The sequence below is a fragment of the Pantoea eucrina genome (genome assembly GCF_020079945.1).
Taxonomy (GTDB): domain Bacteria; phylum Pseudomonadota; class Gammaproteobacteria; order Enterobacterales; family Enterobacteriaceae; genus Pantoea; species Pantoea eucrina.
In genome coordinates this window covers 1,584,141-1,605,435 of record NZ_CP083448.1, presented here as the reverse complement: position 1 = coordinate 1,605,435, position 21,295 = coordinate 1,584,141, and the positions used below count along the sequence as shown (strand labels likewise).

18 protein-coding genes and 1 pseudogene are annotated in these 21,295 nt (G+C 59.1%); 8 read left to right on the top strand and 11 right to left on the bottom strand.

The features are described from left to right. Positions 1-38: 38 nt before the first annotated feature. The 3 genes from LAC65_RS07500 to LAC65_RS07490 are packed head-to-tail and all read right to left on the bottom strand — an operon-like array spanning position 39 to position 4,102. Positions 39-1,001: a sugar phosphate isomerase/epimerase family protein gene (locus tag LAC65_RS07500; RefSeq protein ID WP_039384364.1), complete on the bottom strand. Its 963-nt coding sequence runs from the start codon at positions 999-1,001 to the stop codon at positions 39-41. Between the two features lies 1 nt (position 1,002). Further along, positions 1,003-2,541 (bottom strand): glycerol-3-phosphate dehydrogenase, encoded by a 1,539-nt coding sequence (locus tag LAC65_RS07495; protein ID WP_224144852.1) that lies wholly within the window; start codon positions 2,539-2,541, stop codon positions 1,003-1,005. Continuing rightward, positions 2,534-4,102, bottom strand: a complete 1,569-nt coding sequence (locus tag LAC65_RS07490) for an FGGY-family carbohydrate kinase (protein WP_039385928.1) — start codon at positions 4,100-4,102, stop codon at positions 2,534-2,536. Before LAC65_RS07490 ends, LAC65_RS07495 begins: the two co-directional genes overlap by 8 nt. Positions 4,103-4,524: 422 nt before the next feature. On the opposite strand from LAC65_RS07490, the gene LAC65_RS07485 reads away from it, so the two are divergent. The 5 genes from LAC65_RS07485 to LAC65_RS07465 all read left to right on the top strand — a co-directional run bounded on the left by LAC65_RS07485 (position 4,525) and on the right by LAC65_RS07465 (position 9,784). Continuing rightward, positions 4,525-5,175, top strand: a complete 651-nt coding sequence (locus tag LAC65_RS07485) for a DUF2291 family protein (RefSeq protein WP_039384362.1) — start codon at positions 4,525-4,527, stop codon at positions 5,173-5,175. Then, positions 5,172-6,710 (top strand): sugar ABC transporter ATP-binding protein, encoded by a 1,539-nt coding sequence (locus LAC65_RS07480; protein WP_052246491.1) that lies wholly within the window; start codon positions 5,172-5,174, stop codon positions 6,708-6,710. Before LAC65_RS07485 ends, LAC65_RS07480 begins: the two co-directional genes overlap by 4 nt. Positions 6,711-6,732: 22 nt before the next feature. Then, on the top strand, positions 6,733-7,788 hold the full coding sequence (locus LAC65_RS07475; protein ID WP_039385910.1) for an ABC transporter permease: 1,056 nt from the start codon (positions 6,733-6,735) through the stop codon (positions 7,786-7,788). 70 nt (positions 7,789-7,858) lie between these two features. Beyond that, positions 7,859-8,803: a D-ribose ABC transporter substrate-binding protein gene (locus tag LAC65_RS07470; protein ID WP_039385896.1), complete on the top strand. Its 945-nt coding sequence runs from the start codon at positions 7,859-7,861 to the stop codon at positions 8,801-8,803. Positions 8,804-8,923: 120 nt separating this feature from the next. Beyond that, a complete protein-coding gene (locus LAC65_RS07465) occupies positions 8,924-9,784 on the top strand; it encodes a DeoR/GlpR family DNA-binding transcription regulator (RefSeq protein WP_039384361.1) in 861 nt (286 codons plus the stop codon). A gap of 109 nt (positions 9,785-9,893) precedes the next feature. Here the strand turns inward: LAC65_RS07465 and LAC65_RS07460 are convergent, their stop codons facing one another. From LAC65_RS07460 to LAC65_RS07450, 3 genes are all read right to left on the bottom strand, one after another. Beyond that, a complete protein-coding gene (locus LAC65_RS07460) occupies positions 9,894-10,967 on the bottom strand; it encodes an acyltransferase family protein (protein WP_039384360.1) in 1,074 nt (357 codons plus the stop codon). Between the two features lie 465 nt (positions 10,968-11,432). Beyond that, positions 11,433-11,675 carry a hypothetical protein gene (locus tag LAC65_RS07455; RefSeq protein WP_139239670.1) on the bottom strand — a complete coding sequence of 81 codons (243 nt, stop codon included), beginning with the start codon at positions 11,673-11,675 and terminating at the stop codon, positions 11,433-11,435. Positions 11,676-11,718: 43 nt separating this feature from the next. Further along, entirely contained in the window at positions 11,719-12,258 is a 540-nt protein-coding gene (locus tag LAC65_RS07450; RefSeq protein WP_039384358.1) for a hypothetical protein, read from the bottom strand. A 184-nt stretch (positions 12,259-12,442) separates the two neighbouring features. On the opposite strand from LAC65_RS07450, the gene LAC65_RS07445 reads away from it, so the two are divergent. Continuing rightward, a complete protein-coding gene (locus LAC65_RS07445; protein ID WP_082032658.1) occupies positions 12,443-13,630 on the top strand; it encodes an esterase in 1,188 nt (395 codons plus the stop codon). Here LAC65_RS07445 and LAC65_RS07440 read toward each other — a convergent pair. The 5 genes and pseudogenes from LAC65_RS07440 to opgC form a co-directional block, all read right to left on the bottom strand. Continuing rightward, a complete protein-coding gene (locus LAC65_RS07440) occupies positions 13,616-14,050 on the bottom strand; it encodes an ATP-binding protein (RefSeq protein ID WP_052246490.1) in 435 nt (144 codons plus the stop codon). The genes LAC65_RS07445 and LAC65_RS07440 overlap by 15 nt on opposite strands. A 10-nt stretch (positions 14,051-14,060) precedes the next feature. Next, positions 14,061-14,393: an STAS domain-containing protein gene (locus tag LAC65_RS07435; RefSeq protein WP_039384356.1), complete on the bottom strand. Its 333-nt coding sequence runs from the start codon at positions 14,391-14,393 to the stop codon at positions 14,061-14,063. Further along, the gene (locus tag LAC65_RS07430) at positions 14,383-15,621 is read right to left on the bottom strand and encodes a PP2C family protein-serine/threonine phosphatase (protein ID WP_224144851.1); all 1,239 of its coding nucleotides are present in this window, start codon (positions 15,619-15,621) and stop codon (positions 14,383-14,385) included. The genes LAC65_RS07435 and LAC65_RS07430 overlap by 11 nt, the downstream gene beginning before the upstream one ends. A gap of 10 nt (positions 15,622-15,631) precedes the next feature. Beyond that, complete coding sequence (locus LAC65_RS07425) at positions 15,632-16,504, bottom strand: hypothetical protein (RefSeq protein ID WP_039385872.1); 873 nt, start codon at positions 16,502-16,504, stop codon at positions 15,632-15,634. Positions 16,505-16,559: 55 nt separating this feature from the next. Further along, positions 16,560-17,782 (bottom strand): annotated as a pseudogene (gene opgC, locus LAC65_RS07420) (OpgC domain-containing protein). A gap of 314 nt (positions 17,783-18,096) precedes the next feature. On the opposite strand from opgC, the gene LAC65_RS07415 reads away from it, so the two are divergent. Continuing rightward, complete coding sequence (locus LAC65_RS07415) at positions 18,097-19,920, top strand: glycosyltransferase family 2 protein (RefSeq protein WP_039384354.1); 1,824 nt, start codon at positions 18,097-18,099, stop codon at positions 19,918-19,920. Further along, on the top strand, positions 19,910-21,253 hold the full coding sequence (locus LAC65_RS07410; protein ID WP_039384349.1) for a DUF3131 domain-containing protein: 1,344 nt from the start codon (positions 19,910-19,912) through the stop codon (positions 21,251-21,253). The genes LAC65_RS07415 and LAC65_RS07410 overlap by 11 nt, the downstream gene beginning before the upstream one ends. Positions 21,254-21,295: the final 42 nt, after the last annotated feature.

Below are 21,295 nucleotides of genomic sequence, written 5' to 3'. Positions count from 1 at the left end.
TTCAGAGTAGAAGACGACGCGGGCTCCGGCCCGCGTGTTTAGCTGTGCGCTCCGGCGGGCCGGTGCGTCGCCAGATGCAGGTCCGCCACGCCGGTTTCAATATGGCTGGCCCAGAAAGCCACGCTCTCTGCGATCTCCGCCACGGCGCGACTGTCGGTGGGCTCGCGCTCTTTGAAACTCAGCTCCAGGCAGATTTCATTATCCTGCGCGCCACCACGCGCCAGCGCCTCCAGCAGCGGCTGCGGCTGAATACGGCCGCCGTCATTGTACTGCATTGTAAACGGACGATGCCCGCCTTTATCCATCATGCTCTGCTTGATATGAATGATCGGTGAGCAGCGCGGCACCGCTTCGGCCCAGGCGTAAGGATCGTAATCCTGCGGATCGGCCGAGGTCACATCACCGTGATCAATATCCGCCATCATCCACATTGGCAGGGCAAAATCGCGCTGGCTCAGGCGCTGCTGCAGTGCCAGCGCGGCGGGAATGGTTTCGCCAAACTCGCGCGCCACACTCATCGGCTCCCAGAAAAGATATTTCAGCCCCGCCGCGCGCGCATGTTCAGCGACCTCCTGCCAGCAGTCAGTGGCGATATCGATAAGCGTTTCGCGGCGCTCTGCGTCCCGGAAGTCGCGCTGCGTAAAAATGGCAAATTGCGAGCCGATAGCCACACCGCCCAGTTCAGCGGTGATATCCGCAAAGGTTTTGAACCAGTCAATATAGTAGCGGCGCACCGCAGCATCGGGATGACCAAAGTGGTTCAGTCGCCCGTAGGGGCCGGTCATACCGGAGGTGACGCGCACGCCGGTGGCGTTCAGCGCCTGCTGCATACGACGCGTCATTGCGGTTATCGTCGCGGCAGGCCAGCCCGGATTGATAAATTCATGGGTCAGCTGCAGGTCGCGAATGCGGATCTGTTCCGCCACCGTGATAATTAAGTCGTGCGGATCGGCAAAGCGGTTAACCAGCGGATTCGTATTAAGCGAAAGAGTCAGGGCCATATCAGTTCTCCTGTCCGGCACGGGCGCGCAGCGGGATCACGCGCGCGGAAGCCGATTCAAACCAGGTGATGAACGCATCGCGCTGCGCCGGGGTAAGGTGCAGCTGATGTTTAGTGCGCCGCCACAGAATATCCTCCGCCTGCTGCGCCCACTCGTGGTCAGCCAGATAGCGTGCTTCTGCTTCATACAGCAGTCCGCCAAAATGGCGTCCCAGATCGCTCAGCGCCGTTGCATCTGCCAGCAGCTGTGCGATGCGCGTTCCATAAAGACGGGCGTAGTGTTTACGCAGCGGCTGCGGCAGCCATGGCCAGCGCGCTTTGCACTGTTCAAGAAAGGTTTCAAAGTCGGCGTCAGCCATATCGCCTCCCGGCAGCGTGGCCGCACGCGTCCAGTCAGCGCCCATCTGCGGAAAGAAGGGGGCTAGCTTCTGCAGGGCGTGCTCTGCCAGCTTGCGGAATGTAGTGATTTTCCCGCCGAAGACGTGCAGCAGCGGCGCATCCTGCTGGTTATCGAGGTCAAACACGTAGTCGCGCGTCACCGCGGAGGGGTTGCCTTTGCCGTCGTCAAACAGCGGACGCACGCCGGAGAAGCGGGTAATAACGTCAGCCGGGCGCAGCTTAACTTTGAAGTAGCGGTTAACGACGTCTAACAGATACTGTTGTTCCGTATCGTCGGCGGTCACCGCTTCCGCTTTGCCTTCCCACGGAATATCCGTCGTGCCAATCAGCGCTTTATCGCCTTCATAAGGATTGATAAAAATCACGCGCTTATCGGTGTTCTGCACCAGATACGCCTGCTGACCCTCCCAGAATTTAGGCACGATAAGGTGTGAGCCTTTCACCAGACGCACCCGGCGCTGGCTGTGGCTCTGCGTCACGTCGCTGACAATGTCCAGCACCCAGGGTCCCGCCGCGTTGACGATTGCCCGCGCAAACAGCGTGCGGCGCTCGCCGCTGCTGACATCTTCAAGGGTTATCTGCCACTTGCCGGCCAGGCGCTGTGCGGCAACGCAGCGCGTGCGCGGCAGAATGGTTGCGCCACGCTCAGCGGCATCCAGCGCGTTCAGCACCACCAGCCGCGCGTCATCGACCCAGCAGTCGGAGTACTCAAACCCTTTTTTATAGCTGTCGAGCAGCGGGGCGCCTTCGGGATCGCGCGTCAGATCGAGTGAGCGCGTACCGGGCAGTTTCTTACGGCCGCCCAGATGGTCATAGAAGAAGAGGCCGAGCCGTACCAGCCAGGCAGAGCGATCGGAGGGGCTGTGCGGCAGCACAAAGCGCATCGGCCAGATAATATGCGGGGCAGCATTCAGCAGCACTTCCCGCTCAATCAGCGCTTCGCGCACCAGCCGGAACTCATAATACTCCAGGTAGCGCAGGCCGCCGTGCACCAGCTTCCCGGAGCGGGAGGAGGTGCCCTGCGCCAGATCGTCTTTTTCACACATCGCCACCGACAGGCCGCGACCGGCGGCATCGCGGGCGATACCGGCGCCGTTAATGCCGCCGCCAATAACAAACAGATCCAGCATAGTGTCACTCATGATTGACTCCGTTACAGGTATTCAGCGCCTGCCAGCAGGCCGGCAGATCGCTGCGGATCTGCTGATAATGAGGAAACAGCGCGTCATAGCGCTGCATCAGATCGGGCTGCGGCGTTTCCGGCGCGTCAAGCAGCGGGCGGACCCAGGTTTCGGCACACGCGGCCATAGAAGAGAACGCGCCCACTGCAACCGCGGCCATCATTGCCGCGCCGGCCGCGCCCGCTTCTTCACGCTGACTGATACGCACCGGGGCACCGATAGCCGCCGCGAGGATCTGCCGCAGCGGTGCTGAACGCACCGCACCGCCGGTCAGACGGATCTCGCCGGGCCGATCCTGACCCATCGCCTGGTAGCAGTCGCGCGCCGCCATACCAATTCCCTCTACCACGCCGCGCACCAGGTCTCCAAAAGTGTGCTGATAGTGCAGGCCGGTAAAACCGGCACGCGCGCTGGCATTCACGAAGGGACCGCGTTCGCCCGCCAGTGAAATATAGGGATGAAACAGCAGCGTGCCGGGTGTGGTGTGCGTCAGCCAGCTATCAATCTGCGCCACCAGCCGGGCGTGATCGGTTTCGCAGCCAAAGCTCTGCAGCAGGTCTCCGGCGACATTCAGCAGCCAGTCCAGATTCAGCGTCGAGGCCATATTGGTCTGAACCTGCGTGACATAACCGGGCCACGGCAGCGGGATCACGTAGCCGGTCTGCGCCGGATTGAGCCAGACATCATCAACAGTAACGCTGCGCAGATGGACGCCGGTTGAACCCACAATCGAACAGGCGGTATTGGCCTCGCCGGTGTGGACGCCCGCGCCCAGCGCCGTCATCGCCATATCCACATAGCCCAGCACTATCGGGGTCCCGGCCCGCAGGCCCGTCAGCGCTGCCGCCTCGCGGGTCAGGGGATGCGTGGTCTCTGTGCCCTCAACAATCTCCGGCAGCAGATGACGCCGGTGCGTCAGCCCCAGCGCGTCAATCACGGTGTCGTCATAGCCGGCGTGACGAAAGTTGCCAAAGGTAAAACTCGCCTCAGACGGGTCGGTGGCGCGTACACCGGTCAGGTTAAGATAGAGCCAGTCTTTGCAGTGCAGCGCGACGTCAGCCTTTGCCAGCAGTTCAGGAAAGTGCCTGTCCATGTGTGCCAGCTGCGCCCCCTGCTGGCAGGTATTGAGTCCGGTGCCGGTTGCGCTAAAGCGCGCCTGCGCCAGCGGGTGCTGATTCAGCGTGGCCACCGTGGGGGCCGCCCGGGCATCGAGCCAGATCCAGGCGTCACCCACTGGCCGATCTTCCGCATCCACCAGCCAGCTGCCGTCCCCCTGAGCCGTCACGGCTAACGCCACTACGCGGGCGGCCAGGTTGTCGATATGGTCGCCGAGCTGACGCAGGGCGCTGGCCGCATCCTGCCAGGTTTGTGACATCGACTGCTGCGCTGCGCCACCTGCTGCGCGATAATAGCGGTTACGTACCGACGCGCAGGCCAGCTGTTTGCCGGTCAAATCAAAGGCTACCGCCTTGACCACCGAGGTACCTGAATCCAGGCCCACAATGATATCGCCACTCTCCACCGACACCTCCACCTGGTATGTGCTGCGGGCTGCCTGCGATCCCGCCGTATGCCGTGTTAACGGCGTGTGATTATTATGCTGCTGCTAGTGATACTTCTTTTCTCACTTAGATAACATATCTTTCGTATTAAATTTCAATCCAGGTAAAATATTTCATCCCACTTAGCGAGCAGGATCACGAAATCACCGCCCAACTGAGTCACCTCCAGACAACTTATCCTCGCCAGCATCCCTGACATAAGGGAATTTAAACCTTTATCAGCGGTTGCGGTTCAAACAGCGATCCAGATCGCTCTCCTGAAAAAATCGCCGCCGGGCTGTTGACATTTTAGTCACATCAGCACAATTCTCATCACATTAGTTATCACATATATAACACAGCCAGCGTTAATTCCGGGCTGTTAACCCGATGAGGTGTCGTTATGTCTGATGTTTCAGTGCTCGCACACCAGCTTGACCGGCAGCGCAGGCGTCGCCTGCTGCTGACCGCCGTGCTGAGCTGTGCCGTCATAGCCGGCATTGCTCTGGATACCCACGTTGTCAGAACCGACGCCGCCGGGCAGACGCAGCAGGGCTTTTCACCAGACAGCTGGGCGGAACAGCACTTTCCTGAGGTGAAGCAGAGCGTGGAGCGTCGCGCCGTTGCGGCGCAAACGCTGGCCGCAGCGCTGCAGGCGAACCAGCAGGCCGCCGCCGCGCAGTATGGTGTCGGCTCGCCGCTGCCGGTGATCCCGGTCAGGCTGGAGGGCGTGGTGCAGCCGGGAGAGAAGGGGATTTTTCCGCTGCAGGTCGCCGGCGTGCCGGAGAGCCTGAAAGTACGCCTGCAGACCGGGCCGGCCCTGAGCGGTACCGATCTGCGCGACGCCAGCGGCACTATTCAGTTCGGCGATTTTACCAACCAGATTGAGTATCAGAACGCCGGGGCAGCGCTGAACCGCGCCATAAAAAAAAGCGTTCTGGAGAAGCTTGACCGCAACGCGCTGCCGGGCAAGACCGTGGAGGTCATCGGGGTGTTTCGCCTCCTTAATGCCAGTAACTGGCTGATCACACCGGTCAGCGTGGAGGTTAAATGAAACCCTTTCCTGTTAATCCGGCGCTGTTAAAAGGTGAAGTGGTGCTGCAGGCGCGTAACGTCAGCAAGGTGTATGGCTCAACGCATGCGCTAAAAGGCGTGAACTTTGAGATACGCCGCGGCGAAGTCACCACGCTGTTTGGTGAAAACGGCGCCGGCAAGTCGACCTTAATGAAGATTTTATCCGGCGTGATTACGCCAACATCCGGGGAAATTTTGCTCAATGGCGAAAGTAAGCTATTTCACTCCGCCACCGAGGCGCGCGGCTGCGGTATCTCGATTATTCATCAGGAGCTGAATCTCGCGCCCAATATGAATGTCCGTGACAACATCTTCATGGGACGCGAAATCATGGGGGCTACCGGCGTTGACTACGACGAAGAGGCACGGCTGACCCGGCACCTGATGGCGGCGCTCGAAGAGGATATCGATCCGCTGACGCCGGTCGAGAACCTGCGTCTCGGCCAGCAGCAGATTGTGGAGATTGCCCGGGCGCTGTCGGTAAATTCGCAGATCCTGATCATGGATGAACCGACCTCGGCTCTGAGCGCCGCCGAAGTCCGGGTGCTGTTTCAGGTGATCCGCGATCTCACCAGCCAGGGCGTCGCCATCGTTTATATCTCCCATCATCTGGAGGAGGCGCTGGAGATCACCGACCGCGCCGTTGTGCTGCGTGACGGCGTGATGACCGCCTGGGCAGAGCGCAGCGATATCGATCTTGAGTGGATCGTACGCAACATGGTGGGGGAGCATTTCGATCTCGGCTCGCCGCCGCAGGGTTACGCCTTTGGCCCGCCCGCGCTGACGGTTGAGAACCTGACGGTGAAGAGTAAAACCGGCATCCGGCTGGTAGACAACCTGTCGCTGACCATAAAGGCGGGCGAGATAGTCTGTATTTATGGCCTGATGGGAGCAGGGCGCACGGAGCTGCTGGAGTGCATTGCCGGACGTATCGCGCAGAGCAGCGGCGATATCCGGCTGCAGGAGACGGAGATTAGCCGCTTATCTCTGGCGCAGCGTATCGCTATCGGGCTGGCGCTGGTGCCGGAAGATCGGCAGCGCGACGGACTGGTACAGACCATGAGCGTAGGGGAGAACCTGTCGCTGGCCAGCATCGGTGAGTTTGTCCGGGGGCTGATGCTCTCAGCCCGCCGTGAAAAGCAGCTGGTAAGCGATACCATCCGCAACGTCACGGTGAAAACCGCAGGCGGTGACGCGGCAATCGGATCGCTCTCTGGCGGTAATCAGCAGAAAGTTGTGATTGGCAAGATGCTGGCGACGCGGCCCAACGTGCTGCTGCTTGATGAGCCAAGCCGCGGCATCGATATTGGCGCCAAAGCAGAAGTGTTTCGCCTGCTGGCAGAGAGTGCGAAGCAGGGGCTGGCGGTGGTTTATACCACCTCCGAGGTTGGTGAATGTCTTAGCATCGCTCACCGCATCGTGGTGATGAGCAAAGGACGTATCTCCGCCATTTTCGACGCCAGCGTGAGTAAAGAGCGCATCATGGCGGCGTCGGGTGAAGCACTGGTGGCATAACATGAAAAACGGAGTGAAAAGTATGACCGATCAAACGCAAACGCTGGCCACCTCGCCCGCGGCGAATGCCTCCCGCAGTACAAAACAGCTTAACCTGGCCCGCCTGCTGCTGGAGGGGCGCGCCTTTATTGCGCTGCTGGTAATTATCGCGACGTTTTCGTTTCTGTCGCCTAACTATTTCAGCGGAGCTAACTTCCTGACGATGGCGTCACACGTGGCGATATTCGGCCTGCCCGCTATCGGTATGCTGCTGGTGATCCTGAATGGCGGCATCGATCTCTCCGTCGGCTCTACGCTGGGACTGGCTGGCGTAATGGCGGGCTTTATGATGCAGGGCATCAGCCTTGAGGCGCTCGGCGTGGTGCTCTATCTGCCGGTGTGGGCCGTGGCGATCCTGACGCTGGTCGTGGGCGCGCTGGTAGGGCTGGTGAACGGCGTACTGATTGCCATCTGCCGCGTACCCGCCTTCGTGGCCACGCTTGGCACTATGTATGTGGCGCGCGGCATTGCGCTCCTGATGACTAACGGTCTGACCTATAACAAGCTTTCCGGTAGTGAATCACTGGGCAACACCGGCTTTGACTGGCTTGGGTTTAACCGGCTGTTCAATATTCCGGTTGGCGTGCTGGTGCTCGGCGCGGTGGCGCTGGCGTGCGGTTTTCTGCTGAGTCGTACCGCATTTGGCCGCTGGCTTTATGCGTCAGGCGGCAATGAGCGTGCCGCCGATCTCTCCGGCGTGCCGGTGAAACGCGTGAAGATCAGCGTTTATGTGCTGTCAGGCATCTGTGCCGCGATGGCAGGGCTGGTGCTCTCTTCGCAGCTGACTTCTGCCGGTCCGACGGCAGGCACCACCTACGAGCTGACGGCGATTGCAGCCGTGGTCATTGGCGGCGCGGCGCTGACCGGCGGGCGCGGTAACGTGCGCGGCACACTGCTGGGAGCATTCGTGATTGGCTTTCTCTCTGATGGTCTGGTGATTATCGGCGTTTCTGCCTACTGGCAGACGGTGTTTACCGGGGCCGTGATTGTACTGGCCGTGTTACTGAATACGCTGCAGTACGGGCGACGCAGCCGCTGAATTGCGCGCGCCGCTGCGGTGCGCGTTTATCCGTAAAAAAAACCTGTCCCCTGATAATAACGGAGTCACTATGTTTACCAAACGTCTTATTCTTGCCGCTACCGTCGCCATCAGCACCTTTGCTGCACCAGGCTGGGCCGATAAGGGTCTGATGACCATTATCGTCAACGATCCCTCTAACCCTTACTGGCTGACGGAGGGCCAGGTCGCGCAGAAAGCGGCTGAAAAACTTGGCTACAGCGCCAAAGTCAGCGCCCATAAAGGCGATACCAATGCGGAAAGCCAGCTGATTGATACCGCCATCACCAATAAGTCTAAAGCGATCATCCTCGATCCGGCCAACGCTGACGGCTCCATCGGCTCGGTGAAAAAAGCGATTGCCGCTAATATTCCGGTGTTTGTCATAAACGCAGAGCTGAATCAGAGCGGTCTGGCGAAAGCGCAGCTGGTTTCAAACAACGCGCAGGGTGCCGCCGCCGGCGCCATGGAGTGGGTGAAGCAGGTGGGTGACAGCGGTAACTATGTTGAGCTGGTAGGGCCGCCCTCTGATAACAATGCGGCAACCCGCGCCAACGGTTTTGATACCGTACTGTCGCAATATCCCGATCTGAAAAAGGCGGGGCAGGAAGTGGCGAACTGGGATCGCACGCAGGGCTTTAACAAGATGCAGTCGCTGCTGCAGGCGAATCCGGATATCAAAGGCGTGATCAGCGGTAACGATGAGATGGCGCTGGGCGCCATTGCGGCTCTGAAACAGGCCGGTAAACTGGGGCAGATCACGGTCGGGGGCTTTGACGGCACGCCGGACGCGGTCGATGCGGTGAAAGCCGGCACGCTGGCCTATACCGTTATGCAGCCGGTGGCGCTGTTTGCACAGAAAGCGATTGAGCAGGCAGATACCTTCCTGAAAACCGGAAAAACCGGCGCACCGGCTGAAAAACAGCTGTTTGACTGCGTGCTGATCACCAAAGAGAACGCCGGCAACTTCATTTCACCGTTTGTGCTTAAACAATAACCGCAGCAGCCCCGGCTGGCCGCAGCTGGCCGGGGTGCAGGCGATTGGTTATTTGCATTAATGGGTATAACGCGCTGTAATTACAACTAATCCTGCATTTTACTCCTCTCCGGAACCTATATGGCGCATAACCCACACGACACGCTGCCTGGTGTTTTCACGGCGGATACGCTGCCCGGCGACAGTCGCCAGGCACGCCAGCAGGCGCGCCGCCAGCTGATCGCAGAAGCGGTCATGGCCGAGGGCGCCGTGCGAATCGAAGATCTGACCGCGCGGTTTGGCATCAGTCTGATGACCGCACACCGTGATATTGATGAAATGGTCGAACGCGGCCTGCTGCATAAGTCGCGTGGGGTGGTATCGGCTACCTCAACCAGCCTGGTGGAATCGAGCGATATCTATCGCGCCACGCGCCAGCTGGAGGAGAAGCAGGCGATTGCCGAAGTTGCAGCCAGCTATCTGGAGCCAGGGCAGGCGCTGTTTCTGGATGATTCCACCACGGTATTTCAGCTGGTGCGGCAGCTTTACGCGAAAGCGCCGCTGACGGTGATCACCAACTCGCTGACCCTGATGAACGAGCTGCGTAACGGGCGGGATATTACCCTGATGGGGTTGGGCGGGCAGTATCACCCCTGGTGTAACGCGTTTATGGGGCGCATGACGCGCGAAGAGATCGCCTCGCTGCGCGCGGATATCTTTTTTGTCAGCATGTCCGCCATTGTGGATGACGCGGTGTTTCATCAGTCAGCAGAGACGGTAGAGACCAAGCGCGCCATGTTTGAGTCGGCACAGAAGCGTATTCTGCTGATGGATCACACCAAGTTTGGCCGGCGCGCGCTGCATCGCTTTGCCGATTTGCGCGAGTTTGACGTGGTGATTGTGAATCAGGGCACGCCGCTGCCGCTGCTGCGTCGCATGCAGGATAACGGCGTCAACGTGGTGGTCGCACCAATCAAGCGCGCCGCTGGCAGCCCGGAATAAACCGGGCTATTTAACATAATACTAAACCCTCTCATCTGCCAGCCAGGCGTAATCAGCGGGAAAACACCCGACGGGGAGGGATATTCAGCTCTCTGGCACAGCTGTTCAGTCAGCTTTTTTGCACAGAGAACCAGCTGTAACAGCTATCGGCCAGCTTTTTACCTGCGCGGATAGCGTAGCGTTCGACATAGCGAAACAGCAGTGCGGCCAGTGCGATACTGCCGCTTACCGACAGCGCAAAGATCAGCAGCTTTGTGCCTGCACTGGCGTCAGCCGGCAGCTGGTTGAGCAGCACGCGGCGCAGCGGATAGTGCACCAGATAAAGAGAGTAAGAGATGTTGCCGAGGAAATTCAGCACCGGCTGCGGCGCTGACTCTCGTCCGTCACTGAGCAGAATGACGCAAGCCATGATAATGGCGGCGAGCCAGTAGCCGCCGTGCAGACCAAATGGCTGCGGGCCTGTCAATAATGCGATACCTGCCGCGGCGGCGAGCGCCAGCCAGACAATGCGTCGTCCGCGGGTGCGCAGCGCCGGCATGTTGCCGCTGACAACCAGTTCAGCCAGCAGCATGCCGGTAATAAACTCAAATACAATGGTATTGCTGATGAGTTTGATCCACGCCTGCCACCAGGCATTTACCACCAGGTCCGGAGACGCCTGAGAGGAGAGGGTAATGCTGCCGTTATAGGCCAGCTGAAAACCGACGGAGGCAACGATAAACATCAGGCTGCAAACCAGACTGCGCTGACGATAGCTGATACACATCGCCAGCGTGAACAGCGTATAGAACAGCACTTCATAGGTCAGCGTCCACGGTGGTCCCAGCGCGCTATAACCAAATACCGGTCCGGTGCTGCTGTAATCCTGCAGGCAAAAGTAGAGCACGCAGCCCATCTGCTGGAATCCGCGTTCGTTATACACCAGCGTCCACGCCGCCAGCCAGACCAGAAAAAACACCGGCCAGATGCGAAAGAAACGCTTAATCAGAAAAGGCAGCGGACGTTCAGCGGATTGTGCCGTAATAAAGGTCATGATAAAGCCGCTGATGATAAAGAAGATATCGACGCCCAGCGCGCCCGGAATATGCGCCGCCATACCATCCGGTAACAGTAACGCGTTATGCGCAACAACAACCAGCAGCGCGGCCAGCCCGCGCAGATACTGAACAGAAAGGATCTTCATTTAACACATCCTGTGGCCGATCGGGTTGTCCGAGGTACTTTGTCAGAAAGTACCACGATAAAAGATGACGCATGAATACATGCTAATTGAATCCCGCCGGGCGGTCGCCGGATTTATGCGTGAGCCGGGGTCGGGCGCAGGTTCTTTTACCAGGGGGCGGGCGCATGTTCACCAGGAGCGCATTAATGCGCCCCCTACAAAATTCGCCGGAGCGCCCGGATAACACGTCATCATTCAACGCACGCCCATAAAACCCGTAGGGGCGCCATTAATGGCGCCCAGGCCCGCGCGGTTGTCGGATCCGGATCGCATACGGTTTTGTAGGGGCGCTATTAATGGTGCCCAGGTACATGCGGCCGATTCTGTATAAATGTCTATTCTGCGATAGATTACCGGCCACCACCAAAGTGCACATAATGTATATTATGTTAAATGATGGATTTCATCCGCAACGACGCAATGACCTCAGACCTCTGTCAGACCGTTTTCCCTGCTACCCGCCTCACCTCTTCCGTTGAGATCATTAGCCTTCTGCTTTTTCTGCTGCAGTCGCCGCTGCTTATCCTGGCGAATACGCTCCACATACTCTTTCATGTCCGCTGCTTTAACCGGTAACGCTTTCTGCCAGAATGCTGCCGGCACATTATAGCTTTCCGGTTCAGCTGCAAATATTGCCATCAGCTGTTCAACGATACGGTACAGTGCCATCTCATACCGCATCAAAATTCTTCAGGATAACTTTTACGCCGCTCTACGCCACTTCAGCTGACGTGTCGATCAGCGCCTGCAGGCGCTGGCGATAAGCGGTGTCGAACTGCGCCGGCACGCGACGAATATAATCAAATGCGTGTTCAGCCGCCTCACCGCTCAGGCTGGCGAGATGCGCGAGCGCCTCGCAGCTGGGGATTAAGCCTTCCTGGTGCTGATAGCGCGGCGGCAGCGCGGTCCAGATCACCGCATCAAGGCAGCGATCCTGCGCCCAGTCGCTAAGCACACCCGGCGTATGCTGCGGCTGCAGCAGTATGCCGACGCCATCTTCACGCTCATCAGGGATCGCCTCGCGCAGACGCAGTGCCGCCACCGCTTCCGGCAGCGAAACGCTCGCCAGTACTGCCCAGTAAACGTTAACTGGTGCCGCGTTCATACAGAGCGCCGTAGCCAGTTCACCGCCATCGCCAATACGACAGAACTCCACCGGCAGCGCCGGACCATCCGCATGCCACTCGCCGGCCACCGGCAGTTCACCAGGTTTCCAGATCAGTGACCCCCATGCTAAACAGGCTATTTTCACCGCTGTCCCCCTATTAATGATGTTATTTAACGCGTGAGCACCCGTTATTAAAGGTAGCGCAGTTCGCGATTCCCGCTACGCTTCCTGCAAATTGCCTGCAGCTCTCACACTTTTCTCGCCGTTTCTCTCACTTTCAGGCGGCCTGTGCCACACTTGCAATACCGTCTATTGGTAAGGAAAACTGATGCGTTATTCTCTTATTGCCCTGGTCTGCACCGCGCTGTGGAGCGCCGGAGCGGGTGCGCAGCCTCTGCCGCAGCGCCCGCCTGATACGCTGGTCCCTGAACAGTATCTCTCCGCAGTTAACACCGATGACAGCATAACCTGGCGACTCTGGGCACCCTCTGCAAAAGCGGTGGATGTGGTCACCGGCGCCACGCCTGACCGCTATGTCGCGCATCCCATGACTAAGGATGAGCGTGGTATCTGGCGCTTTACCAGTGAACCGCTCGCCCCGAGCCTGTATGAATATTTCTTTAACGTAGATGGCTTTCGCAGCATCGATACCGGCAATTCCCTGCCCAAACCACAGCGACAGGTCAATACCAGCCTGATTCTGGTGCCCGGCAGCCTGCTGGATACGCGTCAGGTCCCGCATGGCGAAATCCATACCCTGACCTGGCACTCAGAGGTGCTGAAGCGCGAGCGACAGCTGGCGGTCTGGGTGCCACCGGGCGCGGCGGACGCCGCGGATCCCCTGCCCGTGCTCTATTTCTATCACGGCTTTGGCGACACCTCGCTGTCGGCGGTAACCCAGGGACGCATCCCGCAAATCATGGATAACCTGCTGGCGGAAGGTAAAATTGTCCCGATGCTGGTGGTGATCCCGGATACGGAGACGGATATCAGCGATGCCATCCCCGAGACCTTTGCGCCCGCCTCCCGGCGTGAAACCTTCTATCCGCGTAACGCGCAGGCAGCCGATCGTGAGTTAACGCAGGAGATTATGCCGCGTATCGCTCAGCGCTACCGCGTGCGCAGCGAGGCTGGCGGCCAGGCGCTGGCGGGCCTCTCTCAGGGCGGTTACCAGGCGCTGGTCAGCGGTATGCGGCATCTGGATCGGTTTGCCTGGCTCGGCATCTTCAGCGGCGTCACCACGGAAACCGTGCCTGACTTTCGTGTTACCGCACAGCTGAAAAAGCCCGCCGCAATCAATCGTCAGCTGCGCCTGTTTGCGCTGGCGGCAGGTGACGAAGATATTATCACCGGCCGGGATATGACCGGACTGCAGGCGCTGCTGGAGCAGCAGAAAATCCGGCATGAGTGGCACAGCTATGCCGGTCTCGGGCATGAGATGGATGTCTGGCGTCCGGCTTATATAGCGTTTGTCCGGCAGCTGTTTAAACCTTCAGACGCCTCAGACGCCCGGTAGCGCCCGCCACAGCGTCAGCTGGTTCTCTGCCGGCTGACGCTGATAACTGACCCGATCCACGCTGGCGTAAATCAGCGGCCAGCCCCGGCCGCCCTCAGCCAGCAGAGCGATGTCATCAAAACCGCGCTGCGCGCGCTCCATAAGTGCCTCAGGCACCGGTTGCCCGCTATCGGACAACGTGACGGTGACGCCCTGCTCATCACAGGAAAAATGCACCCGGTAGTGCTGCTGCGCATCATCCTGATAACCGTGGCGGATAATATTGCTCGCCGCCTCGCACAGCGCCAGATCGAGCGGGTAGATCCAGCTCTCCGGCAGCTGCAGCGGCTGCAGAAAACGACGCAGCGCGTTGCCGAGACGGGTCAGGCTGTTGAGCGTAGCGGGCAGCGTCAGCATCTCTGCGGCCATTGCGTGGTGCATAAGCCCCTCCTTATTGCAGCGTACGCAGCGCCTCTTCGCGATTGGCGCACAGCGTAAAGACCCGGTCCATCCGGGTCAGCGTGAACATACTTTTGATGTTGCTGTTCAGAGCACACAGCAGCAGCTGGCCGCCGTTAAGTGATTTCAGGATAGAGATCAGCGCGCCCAGACAGCTGCTGTCGATAAAATCCACGCGTGAAAAGTCGAGGATGAGCGCGCGCGTGCCCTGTCGCATCTCCTCCAGCACCTGCTGCTTAAAGGGCAGCGCAACGGCGGCGTCCAGTCGTCGTACCACCGGGGTCAGAATGCGGGTGTTATCGACGGTGTCAGATTCAAACTTCATGTGCAGACTCCTGTTCGTCCGGGTTCAGATGTTCAATGACCAGCAGCGAGATATCGTCGCCTGCCGATGCGGTACTGTCAGCGGGCAGGTCACGCCAGCGGTTAAGCTGCTGGTGCAGCGTCTGCAGCAGGCTCTCTGCCGGCTGGCAAGCCTGGCCGGCGAGCAGCGCCTGCAGCCGCGCCATGCCAAACATCTCCTGCTGTGGATTTTCACACTCTGTAATGCCATCGCTGTAGAGGCAGAGCCGCTCGCCGGGGGCCAGCGTAAAACTCACCTCCTCCCAGCTCAGATCGTTAAGCAGCCCGACCGGCGCACCGCCCTCACCGACGATGCGGATTGTGCCATCGCGCGCCACAATCAGCGGTGGCGGATGCCCGGCCTGACAGAGTCGTCCGGCACCGCTCTGACGATCAATCGCGCCATACACCATAGTGAAATAGCTGGTTACGTCGCTGCTTTGCGCCACAAAGCGCTCATTCAGTATCGCCACCACGTCGGCGGGCGGCGTAATCGTCTCGCCGCTATAGAGAAACCGCTCTACCGTACGGCCATGCAGAAACTGGCGCGCCACCGCTACCGACATCATTGCCGCCGACACGCCATGCCCGGAGACATCCACGCTGTAAAAACCGAGCGCCTGCCCGTCCAGCGGAAAAAAATGAAAAATATCGCCCGAAACCCAGGCCGAAGGTATAAACAGCCAGTCGGCAAACCAGCCGGCGTGATGAATGGCGTGCGGCGGTAATATGCTGCGCTGCAGCGCGGCGGCAGCCTGCAGGTCGGTCTCAATCTGCTGCAGCGCCTGCTGCAGGCTCTGATTGCGGCTCTCCAGCGTCGACTCCAGCTGCAGAATGCGCTCTCCGGCATGCAGGCGCGCCTGCAGCTCGACCCGGTTTACCGGTTTACGCAGAAAATCATCCGCACCGGCGGCGAAGCCGGCGCGTAGATCGTCGGTGCTTTCACGTACCGTCAGCAGGATCACATAGATATAACGCTGCCGGAACTGCTGGCGCACCTGACGGCACAGCGTCAGCCCGTCCATGACCGGCATCTCCCAGTCGCTGATCAGCAGATTAACCGGATGCTGCCGCAGCAGCGCCAGCGCCTGCTCACCCTCTTCAGCTTCCAGCACGTGATAGCCCCACTGCCGTAGCAGACCGGCCAGCAGCTTACGCCAGGTAAGCGCATCATCAACAATCAGTACCGACTGGGCGGAAACGGGCTGCATATATACCTTCCTAAAACGGCAGGAACCAGATCAGAGATACCGTGCCTTCACGAAACTTTGCATTCGCACTGCTTCTGCCGGGAAAGCGGGTACCGCTATAGTTGCTGTACTGCAACGAGAACGAGCCAGGCGTATAGCCGGCATAGCCAAAGCTGTAGCTGTAATCTCCGTTCCACGGCTGCTGCTGGCTGGCGTGCGGATACCAGAACGCGGTGGCGCGGACGAAGAAGTGCTGTTTAAAGGTGTAACCGCAGCCGCCCAGCATGACCTGCTTGTTGGCGCGCAAATCGTTATCCGCCAGCGAATAGTAGCGCGGCACCCAGCTGTAGCCGAGCTGGCAGGTCAGCGCATCCCCGTCGTTAATCAGCAGGTGACGCTCAAGGGGTTTGGGCAGCGAAAATTTATAGGCAAACGTAAATGCCCCCTGCTCAAAGTAGGTAAAGCGCTTAGTGCCGGAGGGAAACAGATGGTTATCGCCATAGTTGCTGTAGACCAGGCTAAAGGTGTTGGCATGCCAGTCGTCATAGCCGAAGCTGTAGCGAAAATCGGTGGTGTAGCGGTCAAAATCGGTGATCGGTGCGCGCAGGGTAACGTTAGCAAACCAGTAGCTGTAAGGTGAATACTGCAGGCTCAGGTTCAGCAGCTGATTGATCTTCTTTTTTTGCTGCGCAGATTCAGAGCCGTTCGGGATGGTCAGCCACTGCTCTTTCAGCCCGCTGGAAAAACTCAACGCGCCGGAGAAGGTATCTTTGTTACCGGAAAAGAGTCGTCCCCAGCGGCTGGTAAACACGCCCGCCTGAATCGGTTCACTGCTCTCTGCTCCAGCCCCTTTATCAGAGCCGGTCTCTGCCGCTGAGGCGTCAAGCGTGCCTGCCACCAGCATAATCACACCGCACGTTATCCCTGTCCGCTGCCCGAATTCCATCTGATATCTCCGATCAATTAGGAATAAAACGCCCGCCAATCTCTTTTTTAGCCATCCACCACAGCAGGCCGAGTGCGCCCAGATGGATAGCGGTGTTACGCAGCCACGCCTGCTGCCACAGATCAAAAGTGACAAACTGGCTGACGCCCAGCACCACGAACACGTGCAGGATAAAGGTGTATAGCGAATGCTGACCAAGCGGGATCAGAAACCAGCCCGCCACTTTATTGATGGGCCACCAGCAGCGGGTAAGGATCAGATAGACCAGCAGAATCAGGCAGAAGTCGTTGATGACCCGACACGGTCCCAGCGCGTTCTTGGCGGCGAGATGGTGATAAAACCAGTTAAAATCGGCGGGCGGGATGATGTGCAGCAGCAGCGCCGGCGGCATAAACGGATTGGTATGGTTCTGCGCAACAAACATCATCACCAGCGCATAAATCACCATCAGCGTGATCACCACATAGCCTGCCGGGGTGCGCGCCAGCGAGGTCAGCTCATCTTTAAACCAGCCGCAGCACATGCCCAGCACGTAGATCAGCTGCCACGCCAGTAAGGGAAAGGCGAATTCAAACTCGGAAACCGTCAGCCGCAGCGGCCAGCGCTGGTAAGCGAGATAGCCAAGCAGCGAAGCAGCGAAGCAGCGATAAGCCAGCCCGCGCGTCGCGTCTGCAGCAGCCAGAGGAACAGCGGGCTGACCAGCAGCAGGCAGATATAGAGACCCAGGATCTGCGTCTGATGAGGGCCTATCTGCAGGTAAAGCACAATATTAAACCAGGTCTCTTTGATCTGCGGCGTAGCGGGAAACAGCGCCCAGACCGTACCGGAATAGCGATCGACAAAGTGCGTAACCTCAAAGGTGTTAATCAGCGGCAGCGCGGAGAGCAGCAAAATCAGCAGCACAATGACGATATTCACCAGATAGATCTTCCCGGCCCGCCGCCATAGCGTCCAGCCAATCGTCAGCAGCACCTCTTTTTGCAGCCGCTGCCGGTTGAGCATGCCGAGCATAAAGCCGGAAAGGATGACAAACCCTTCAGCCCCCGTAGTCAGGCCAAACCGCTCCCAGATAAAGATATTGATCGCAGAGAGCAGTTCAGTATGAGCCACGACCATCATCACCAGCGCAATCCCGCGCAGCATATCAATACGCAGATCGCGCCGGCCAGGCACGGCATAACGCCATGTCTGCGGCACGGTGACAGAGGTTGCAGCCGCGGCGACAGTTTCGCTCATAACGCATTAGCCCTGCTGATAAAGGATGAGTAAAAACATTAATATAATATATATTTCAGATGTAAGGAAAAGTGTAGCCCCACTGTGTAATAAATCACCTTTTAGCAAATATAGCGCTAAATAAGCTGTTAAAACCGCAGTTTGCCAGCTATATCTTTTCTTATATCGTCATGTTCTGTAAACGTCAGCAACAGAAAGCCGGACGCAAATAATAAATTTTAGTGATCTGTTTTAATATTATTCATTCATTTAGCTTGCCTTAACGCGTTCACCAGGTCAGATGCCCTTTTTTGCAGGATGTGAGACAGGATGCCATGGACCACTACTTTTCCCGTTTTGAACAGCGTCGTCCCCCTCCGGCGCTGCAGACACCGCGCTGGGTTGTTATCTGCTGGCAGGTGCTGGCCGTTGCCGGACTGATTCTGGGCGCAAACTACATTCGCTGGCGCTGGATGTCCTCGCTGAACCCTGATGCGCTCTGGTATGCGGTGCCGCTGGCGCTGGCAGAGACCTGCGCCTGGTTTGGCACACTGCTGTTCACTATCAACATCTGGCAGGAGAAAGATCCGCCCTGTCCGCCTGCGCCGGAGGAGATTAACCAGTGTCTACTGCCGGCGGAACAGTCCGCATCGCGTCCCATCCGGGTTGACCTGTTTATTGCGACCTACTCTGAAGATCCGGAGCTGGTCAGGCTGTCGATTCAGGATGCCTGTAAGGTGCACTATCCCGTCCCTCTTGACTGCCGGGTGCACGTGCTGGACGATGGCCGCCGTCCGGAGATGCGCGCGGTGTGTGAGCAGGAGGGCGTAAATTACATTACCCGCGACAACAACACCGGGTTCAAGGCGGGTAATATCCGTAACGGCATGGAGCACACTGACGGCGACTTTCTGGTGATCTGCGATGCGGATACCCGGGTTTTCCCCACGCTGCTGGTGCACACGCTGGGCTATTTCCGCGATCCGGACGTCGCCTGGGTGCAGACGCCGCAGTGGTTTTATGACCTGCCTGAAGGTGAGCGTCTGCCGGCATGGCTGCGGCGCCGGACCGGCTGGCCCGGCTGGCTGCTTGGCAGCCTGAGTGAAAAGCTGTTTGGCCCGCTTACCGTGGGCAGCGATCCCTTCTTTAACGATCCGCGTATGTTCTACGACGTGATCCTGCGCCGCCGCAATGCGGCCAACGCGGCGTTCTGCTGCGGTGCCGCCTCTGTCCACCGGCGCGAAGCCGTTATGCAGGCCGCCCTGCGCAGCTACGCGTTTAACGTGGAGGAAGAGATTGCGCGCTTTACGCAGGATATCCGCGATGAGGAGACGCGTCAGGCGCTGTCACAGGCGATGCGACCGCACATTATTGCCGACACGGAGCTAACGCCCTATAAATTCCACGTCTCTGAAGATATCTATACCTCAATCGTACTGCACGGTGACGCCGGTCGCCGCTGGCGTTCGGTGATGCATCCGGGCATTGAATCCAAAATGCTCTCGCCGCAGGATCTGCTGACGTGGATGATCCAGCGCTTTAAGTACGCTGCGGGTTCGCTGGATATTCTGTTTCATGACAAAATTTTCAGCCGCCGCCGCTTTAAGCTGAGCGCGGCACAAACGCTGATGTATGGTACAACGTTCTGGTCCTACCTGGCCTGCATCTGGAACACGGTGTTTCTTATCTCGCCGCTGATCTATCTGTTTACCGGTATTCCGCCGGTGGCCGCTTACTCAACGCCTTTTTACCTGCATTTTCTGCCGTTCTTTATCGTCTCTGAGCTCGCCTTTATGTTCGGCACCTGGGGGATCTCCGCGTGGGACGGTCGCGCCTCTTATCTGGCGTTCTTCTCTGTCAACCTGCGGGCGCTCGGTACGGTGCTGCGCGGGGAAAAAATCAAGTTTCACGTCACGCCAAAGGAGCGGCAGAGCGGGCGTTTTCTCTACCTGGTGAAGCCGCAGCTGGCGATTGTGGCGCTGACGCTGCTCGGGCTTATCTGGGGCGGTATACAGGTAGCGCGCGGCAACGTCGATGACCCTTCGGGTTACGTCATCAACATTTTCTGGGGAGCCGTCAACATTGCGGCGATGCTGCCTATGATTATGGCTGCGCTCTGGACGCCGCCGGCACAGGAGACGGCAGACCATGAGCCTTAAAGCGGGACTCTATAGCGCACGCAGCTATCTCACCATTCTGATCGGCTTTCTGATCGGCTTTGCCATTGTGCTGTGGGTTGAACATCAGATGCCCACCCGCACGGAAACCACCGATGGAATTATCCTCAGCGAAAGTTTTCCCGCGCTGCCGGAGACGCGCGAGCTGACGTTTGAGGAGGCGGTGTGGGCACGCGTGGCGTGGCAATACTTTGTCAATAACACGCAGCCCAACGGGCTGGCTAACGCGGAAGCGGATAACCCCTGGCTGAGCCTGTGGAGCAGCGGCAGCTATCTGCTGGCAACCATTGCTGCCCGCCAGCTGGAGGTGATTGACGCCGCTGAGTTTGACGACCGCATCGGCTCCGCGCTTGAGGCGCTGGGCAGGCTGCCGCTGCAGCCGGATAAACTTCCCGCCGCTTTTTATCAGGCTGAAACCCTGACCCCGCTCGACCAGGATCCGGCGCGCCCCGGCTCCGCTATCGATATGGGCCGTCTGCTGATGCCGCTGCAGATCCTGCTGTGGCGCTATCCGCAGCACGCTGCCGCCGTACAGCAGCTGCTGGCGGGCTGGCAGCTGAATGCGCTGCTGCAGAGCAGCGGTCCGCAGGGTGCCAGCCTGCCGGTCAATCGCTGGGTGATCCGCAGCGACGACCCGCGCGGCAGCTACGGCTACCGTCTCTATGCGGGCAGCGTGCTGCGGCTGATCAACAGCACCGCGGGACTGGCGGTCAGTCAGCCGCCGGACGGACTCAAGATGATTGAGATCGAGGGGCATGCGGTGCCTGATGAAGGGATCCGCACGCCGTGGGGCAAGCAGCCGTCGCTCATCAGCTCGCCCTATCTGCTGACCGGGCTGGAGCAGGGATTTGACGCGCGCAGCGGTGAGATCAGCTGGCGCATTATGCAGATCCTGCAGCAGCGCACCGGCAAACCTGACTCACGGGGGGATATCAGCGCCGACTATGCCGAACAGGCACCCGATTTCAATGCGGCGCTGCCGGGCCGACAGCCGCAGCGCGGCGCACCACAGCATACCGTCGCCCCGCTGCCCAACCAGGCGCTGCTCTCGGTCCGTACCGCCTTTGCCTGGTATGCCCTGTTCCGCAATCGCTGGAGCGACGCGCTGCGCCAGCAGATGCTGCCGCTGCTGGTGCCCGGCAAAGGCTGGCAGGCGGGATTTAACCCTGACGGCAGCGTGAACGCTGCCCTGAATGCCGATACCAACGCGATGGTGCTGGAGAGCCTCTCCTATATCGCCCACGGACAGCTGCTCTGCCTGGGCTGCCTGTCTCAGCCCCCCGCAACCGCACGCAACAAGGAGCAAGAACGATGAAAGTGCTATCGCTACAACACGCTGGCCTGGCGGGGCTGACGC